The sequence below is a fragment of the Thermodesulfobacteriota bacterium genome, assembly GCA_040756475.1.
Lineage (GTDB): Bacteria > Desulfobacterota > Deferrisomatia > Deferrisomatales > JACRMM01 > JBFLZB01.
In genome coordinates this window covers 1-6,105 of the sequence record JBFLZB010000241.1, presented here as the reverse complement: position 1 = coordinate 6,105, position 6,105 = coordinate 1, and the positions used below count along the sequence as shown (strand labels likewise).

Here is a 6,105-nt window from a genome sequence, read left to right as displayed (position 1 = left end):
CGCAGCGCGCTGCCGGCTCCGGCCGCATAACCCCGGAAGAGCACCGCGGGGGAGATGCGCCGCGCGGCGTCGAGGGACGCCAGGGAGAACGCCAGGGCCACCAGGAGCCCGAAGGCCGCACCGGTGAGGAGCGGTGCGGGGTAGAGGCCGGGGCGAAGGGGCACCGGCAGCAGATCGTCGCCGAGCGAGGCCAGGGCATAGGGAAGGGCCGCCCCGGCGGCCACCCCGGCGGAGGAACCCAGGGCCCCGAGGAGGAGGATCTGGAGAAGGTAGGCGGTGAGCAGCAGGCTTCCCGGTGCGCCCAGGCACTTCATGGCCGCCAGGTGGAGCCGTTTCTCCCCCAGGTACCCCCGCACCGCGCCGGCCACCCCCAAGCCCCCCACCAGCAGCGCGGAGAGCCCCACCAGGGTGAGGCTCGCGGTCATCCGGTCGAGGAAGTACCGGATTCGGGGGGCGGCCCGGTCGAAGGTGCGGGTGCGCCACCCCCGATCGGGAAAACGTGTCTCCAGCTCGGCCAGCACCGAGGCGGCCTCCGGCGCCCCGGGATCCGCACCCGCACGGGCCGGCGCCGCCAGCCGCACCCGGTAGGCGTGGGTCACGAGGCTCCCGGGCTCCAGGAGGCCCGTGCCGGCCAGGCTCTCCCGGGCCACCAGGAGCCGGGGGCCCAGGGTGAAGCCGCGAAAGGCCCGGTCAGGCTCGGCACGAAGCACTGCCCGAAGGACAAACTCCCGGCTGCCCACCCGCACCCGGTCCCCGGGGGAGGCGTTCAGCCGCTGGAACACCAGCTCGTCGGCTGCGGCGCCGAACACGCCGTCCTCCTCCCCCAGGGCGGCGGCGAGGTCCAGGTCGGGTTCCAGCACCGTCCGGCCGTAAAGGGGGTAGGCCCGGTCCACGCCCTTGAGCTCCACCAGCACCCGCGCGGGCGAATCCCCATCCAGGGCGGCGGCCATGGCCCGAAGCTCGGCCGTGCTCGAGACCTCCCCCCGGGACCGCAGGAAGGCCAGGGGCTCCGGGTCGAGCTCCCGCTGGGCCAGCGTGAGCTCGGCGTCGCCCCCCAGGAGCGCGCGGGCGTCGGCCACGAGGCCCGCCCGGGCGGCGCGAGACACCGACCCCACGGCGCTTACGGCGAAAACCCCGAGGAAGAGGCACGCGAGGAAGACCCCAAAGCCCCGCAGACCGCCCCGCAGCTCGCGGCGGGCGAGGCGAAGCGCCAGGGCAAACGCCGCCGCGGTCGTCACCGGGGGCTCCGGACCGGGCCGTCGAGCAGCCGGCCGTCGGCCATGTGCAGGGTGCGTCCGCACCGGGCGGCCAGGGCCTCGTCGTGGGTGATGAGCAGCAGCGTGGTGCCGTGCTCCGCCTGGAGGCCGAAGAGGAGGTCCATGACGCGGCTGCCCGTCTCACGATCCAGATTCCCCGTGGGCTCGTCAGCCAGGAGGAGCTTGGGGCGGGCCACGGTGGCACGGGCCAGGGCCGCTCGCTGCTGCTCGCCCCCGGAGAGCTGGGCGGGGTAGTGGAGGCGCCGGTCCGCGAGGCCCACCGCCTCCAGGGCCTCGGCGGCCCGCTCCCGGGCATCGGCCCGGCCGGCGAACTCCAGGGGCAGGGCTACGTTCTCCCAAGCGGTCATGGTGGGCACCAGGTGGAACGACTGGAAGACGATCCCCACGTGCGCGCGGCGAAACCGGGCGAGGCCGTCCTCGTCGAGGTCCCCCAGGTCTACCCCGGCCACCCGCACCCGGCCCGCCGAGGGGCGCTCCAGTCCCCCCACGATCATGAGAAGCGTGGTCTTGCCGGCTCCCGAGGGCCCCACGACGCTCACGGTCTCGCCGGGAGCGACCTCAGCCGCGATGCCCCGGAGGATGTTGACCTCTCCCCCGCCCCCGGTTAAGGTCAGGCACACGTCGTCCAGCGCGATCATCGGGGACACCCCCTCGGAGAGCCCGACCTTGGGAACCGCCATGCCGTCGTTCCTTCCTGTGCTTCTTGGCTGCGCCCGGGCCGCCCGCCGGGCGCTTCCGGCAAGCATCGCACTGTGCCTCGCCCTTGTAAACGCCGGGGCGGCCCAGGCACCCGTGCGCATCCTGGCCCTGGGGGACAGCCTCACGGCCGGATACGGCCTGGCGCCCCGGGATGCCTTTGCGTCGGTGCTCCAGCGGGCGCTGGCCGCCGAGGGGCTCCCGGCGGTGGTGGTGAATGCGGGGGTCTCGGGCGACACGTCGGCGGGAGGCCGGTCGCGGCTGGAGTGGGCCCTGGGGGACGGCGCCGACGTGGCCATCGTGGAGCTCGGGGCCAACGACGCCCTGCGGGGGCTCGACCCGGCCGAAGTGGAAGCGAACCTCGACGCGATCCTCTCGGCCCTGCGGGAGCGGGGCGTGCGGGTGCTCCTGGCGGGGATGAAGGCGCCCCGCAACCTGGACCCCGCCTACGTCCGGGAGTTCGACGCGGTCTTTCCGCGCCTGGCCCGACGACACGGGGTGGCGTTCTACCCCTTCTTCCTGGAGGGAGTGGCCGGGGTGCCCGGGCGCAACCTGCCCGACGGGATCCACCCCAACCGGGAGGGGGTGGAGGAGATCGTGCGCCGCATCCTGCCCCTGGTCCGCCCGCTGGTGCGGGAGGCCGCCCGCCGTGGAGGGTAGGCATGGGGAGCGGGCCTTCGGGGGCTGGCGGGAGCTCGGCCGGTTCGCCCTCAGCGGCACCGCGGGCTCGGTGCTCTTCTACGGCCTCTATGAGCTCGTGTACTGGCGGCGCTTCGTGGAGGAGTACAACGCCCCGTTCTCCTGGGCGGTGGGCTACCTGCTCGCGAGCGTCGCGACCCACGGCATCCACCGCCGCCACACCTTCCGGTGGGCCACGCCTTACTGGGGCACCCTGGGCCGCACGGTGCTCGTATACGCCTCGAGCCTCACGGGCACCACGGCGCTGGACTTCGCCCTGGTGGAGGTGGGCCTCCACCACCGCCTGGCCTGGCTCGTGACCCTGGCGGCGGGGGGCTCCGTGAACTACTTCGCCTTGCGGCTGTGGGGATTTCGCCCGGGAAACGGACCTCCCCCCTGACCCGGGGCCGGGGTCTTTCCCTCGTTGGGATCGACATCGCTATCGGGATCGGTATCGGCGTCGATCCCCCAGGGGTCCCGATGCCGATTCGGATGTCCGCTGGAGGTGGTATCGGCGATCGCCGGGATTCGTGCCCTTGGGCTCAGTGGTTGGGCCGGGCCTTCACCTTGCCGGCCGCCTCCTCCACCGCCGCCCGGACCTTGTCTTCGGCGATGAACTGGCTGCTCCCCTCGTAGGTATGGAGGCTCGTGGCCTGGATGTACCGGGGCGGCAGGGCGTTGAGCGCCAGGGCGAAGGTGTCCTCCACGCACAGGGAGCACCGGCAAAGCGAGGTGTCGTGCCCATAGAGCCGGCGCATGGCCTTGAGGACGGCGTGCTCGTTGAAGTTGACGATCTCGTGCAGGGAGTGGCCGGCCACCAGGTAGTCGATGGCGTCTCGGGTCAGGATCTCCATGGTCGGGGTCCTCCGCAGGTGCAACGGGGTGCGCCGTCCAGTGGATCGGCAGGGATCGGGGAGAACTTTACGGGCGTGACGCGTGGCGAAGGTTTCTCCCATAGGTCCCATGCGTCCCATCGGTCCCATGGGTTTCCCATAGCGGCCCCCGGGGAAAACACCGCCCGAAGCGTAAAGCGCGACCCGCGCCAGAAGACTGGAAACGGAAGACTGAAAACCGATCGCTGAAAACTGTATACTTCCCGGCCACGGGGGCGCCGGTCGCGGCTGGGCGCGCACACGAGCCTGCCCGGCCCCACTCCGCCCCCCACAGGAGGCGCCCGTGCACCGAGTTTCCCAGACCGCCCGGTCTCTCGCGAGAGCCCTCGGGTGGCTGCTCGCCCTGGCCCTGGCGGCCCCCCTGGCCTTCGGCGTGTCCCCCGGGCCGGAGCCCCTGGAGCTTCCCGAGGTCGTGGTGCGGGGCATCGACCGGGTGCGCCTCGAGGCCGAGCGGGCCGGGGTGCTGCCCCTGGAGGCCCCCCGGCTCGCCCAGGCCCCGACCCGGCTGGAACTTGCATCCGCGGCGCCCCCGGCGCCCGAGCTGGCTGCCGCTCCACGGGTGCAGTCCCCCGGGTGTGCCTATCGAAACCCCGTGAGCGGCGCCCTGGCCCGAGCCACGGGAGGGGCCGAGGCCCTCTACCATACGGGGATCGAACGGCTCTCCCGGGACCTCCTGGACGAAGCGGCGGGGTATCTGGCCCAACTGCGGGCCGACCATCCCTTCCACCCCCGCGCCGACGATGCGGCCTTCTGGCTCGCCGAGATCCGCCGCCGCCAGGGCCGCCCCGACGAAGCCGTTGCCTTCCTGCGCCTGGTCCGCGGCGACCTCGCCCCCGAGGCCGCCTACCGAATGGCCTGGCTCCTCGCCGACCGCGGCCGGGGCGAAGAAGCCCGGCGCGCGTGGGAAGAACTCACCCGAGACGACCGAAACCCCCACCGCCCCGAGGCCCTCTACCGCCTCGGGGCGGCCCACTACGACGCCGGCGCGCCCCGGCCGGCCCAGCCCCCCCTGGAGGAGCTCGCGACCCTGCCTGGGCAGGGTGTCCTCGTGCCGGGGCCGGTGCGGGCCGCGGGCCTCCTGACGCTGGGCCTCGCCCGGCGCGCCGCCGGCGATCCCCGGGGCGCCGAGGACGCCCTGGTGCGCTTCCTGTTGGAGACCCCCGACCACCCTTCGGCCCCGAGCGCCCAGGTGGCCCTGGGGTGGACCCTCCTGGAGCAGGGGAAGACCCGGGAGGCCGCCCAGCGTTTCGGGTGGATCGTGGACTCCCGGCCCCCGGCCGATCTGCTGGGACCTTCCCTGTACGGCCGGGTACGCGCCCTGGCAGAGGCCCAGGACCCGGCCCTGCCCGACGCGCTGCTGGCCCTGGAGGCCGGTGCGCCCACCGGTCCCTGGGTGGGGTGGGGCCGGGCCGACGCGGGATGGCTTGCCTTTCGCCAGAAGCGCTACGAGGACGCCCTGCGCCTGTATCGCTCGGCCCTGCGGGCCTGGGACGCACCAGGGGCGGACGTTCCCCGGTACATGGCGGCCGAGGCGCTCTACCTCCTGGGCCGGTACGATGAAGCGGCCCAAGCCTACCGGGCCGTGCCCGTCGATGCGCCCCTTGGCCCCGCCGCCCTCCACCGGGCCGGGTTGTGCGAGCTCCTGGCGGGCCGGCCCGACCGGGCCGCAGAGCTTCTGGAAGAGGTCCTGCGCCGAGACCCTGCCTACCCGGAGGCCGACCGGGTGTGGGCCTGGCTCGGGGAAGCCAGGCTCCAGCTCGGCCTGCGGGACGAGGCGCTGCGGGCCTTCCACGCGGTGCCCGAGCGCAGCCCGTCCCACGCCCAGGCGCTGTACGGCCGGGCCTGGCTCGCCTTCGAGGGGGCGCGCTGGGACGAAGCGGCCGAGCTCTTCGCCCGGCTCCTGCGCTCCTACCCCGGGGACCCCAATCGAGACGAGGCGGTCCTGAACCTGGCCCGCGCCCACTTCAACCGCCGCGAACCCCGGGCCGCCCTCGGCGCCCTGGACCGGCTGGAGAGCGAGACCAGCGAGCCCCGGTACCGTTCTGCCGCACGCTTCTACCGGGGGTGGATGTTCGCGCGCAGCGGCCGGGAAGCCCAGGCCCGCACCCAGCTCGCCGGCCTCTTGGCCGACGAGCCCGACGGCCCCTACGCCGCCCCGACCCACCACGCCCTGGGCTGGCTCGACTTCGCCGCGGGGGCCTACGCCGCGGCCCTGCCCCACTTCGACGCGGCGCTGGCGCGGGAGCCCGAGGGAGATCTGGCGGACGAGGCCCGCCAGAAGCGGGCCGACAGCCTCTACAACCTGGGACGCTACGCGGAGGCGCTGGAGGCCTACGGCGCCCTGGGGGATGTACCCGACGCCCACTACGGCCAGGCCCTGAGTCTCTTTCGCCTGGGCCGCCGAGACGAGCTCGCCCGATCCGCGGAGGACTTCGCCGCGCGGCACTCCGAAGATCCGCGCCGCGCCGGCCTCTTCCTGGTGCTCGCCCAGGCCCGGACCGAGGCGGGGGAACCGGCGGCGGCGGCCGCCGCCGACCCCCGCGCCGCCGCCCCCGCCCCCG

General features: G+C 74.3%; 6 protein-coding genes. 3 read left to right on the top strand and 3 right to left on the bottom strand.

The window, feature by feature from the left end; all coding sequences use genetic code 11:
- Positions 1 to 1,238, bottom strand: a 1,238-nt coding sequence (locus AB1578_21475) for an FtsX-like permease family protein (GenBank protein ID MEW6490468.1), incomplete at its 3' end; no start/stop codon positions are given.
- Positions 1,235 to 1,957 (bottom strand): ABC transporter ATP-binding protein, encoded by a 723-nt coding sequence (locus AB1578_21470; GenBank protein MEW6490467.1) that lies wholly within the window; start codon positions 1,955 to 1,957, stop codon positions 1,235 to 1,237. The genes AB1578_21475 and AB1578_21470, both read right to left, overlap by 4 nt.
- Between AB1578_21470 and AB1578_21465 the strand changes: the two genes are divergently transcribed.
- Both AB1578_21465 and AB1578_21460 read left to right on the top strand, forming a co-directional pair.
- The gene (locus tag AB1578_21465) at positions 1,956 to 2,633 is read left to right on the top strand and encodes an arylesterase (GenBank protein MEW6490466.1); all 678 of its coding nucleotides are present in this window, start codon (positions 1,956 to 1,958) and stop codon (positions 2,631 to 2,633) included. The two genes, AB1578_21470 and AB1578_21465, sit on opposite strands and share 2 nt — an antisense overlap.
- Positions 2,623 to 3,051 (top strand): GtrA family protein, encoded by a 429-nt coding sequence (locus AB1578_21460; protein MEW6490465.1) that lies wholly within the window; start codon positions 2,623 to 2,625, stop codon positions 3,049 to 3,051. The genes AB1578_21465 and AB1578_21460 overlap by 11 nt, the downstream gene beginning before the upstream one ends.
- Positions 3,052 to 3,193: 142 nt before the next feature.
- On the opposite strand, the gene AB1578_21455 is transcribed toward AB1578_21460, so the two are convergent.
- A complete protein-coding gene (locus AB1578_21455; GenBank protein ID MEW6490464.1) occupies positions 3,194 to 3,505 on the bottom strand; it encodes a late competence development ComFB family protein in 312 nt (103 codons plus the stop codon).
- 322 nt (positions 3,506 to 3,827) lie between these two features.
- Here AB1578_21455 and AB1578_21450 point away from each other — a divergent pair.
- On the top strand, positions 3,828 to 6,105 hold a 2,278-nt coding region (locus AB1578_21450), incomplete at its 3' end, for a tetratricopeptide repeat protein (GenBank protein ID MEW6490463.1).